This window comes from Nesterenkonia sp. K-15-9-6, from assembly GCF_052656005.1.
In genome coordinates this window covers 1-334 of record NZ_JBQYEY010000081.1, presented here as the reverse complement: position 1 = coordinate 334, position 334 = coordinate 1, and the positions used below count along the sequence as shown (strand labels likewise).

Genomic DNA, 334 nt, shown 5'->3' with positions numbered 1-334 from the left:
CGGTCAGGCCGGGGTTCTGCTGTCGGAGTCGGAGACCACTTCGCCGGTGGATGCTCGAGCGATCTCGGGCATTGCTGCTGGTGATGGGTCTGTCACCTTGGATGGTGATGAGGCTGGCTTCGGGGCTGCGGAGTTGGATCTGCTCTCGCTGTTCAATGCTGCTGGTGTTGATGGGATCACCGATGAGATCGTCTCGGAGGCGACTCTGCTGTTCGGTCTTGGTGGTGCTGAGGTCATCGCTGAGGATGGCGTGTTCTTGGATCAGGATGGTGTCGGTGGGCTGGGCCAGTACCGGGTGGGTGAGGCCAGTGTGCTGCTGACTTCTCCGGCGGTC

The 334-nt window shown here is 61.7% G+C and carries 1 protein-coding gene; it reads left to right on the top strand.

Annotated elements, in window-relative coordinates; translation table 11 throughout:
* On the top strand, positions 1–334 hold a 334-nt coding region (locus tag SD455_RS16695; RefSeq protein ID WP_445508758.1), incomplete at both ends, for a hypothetical protein.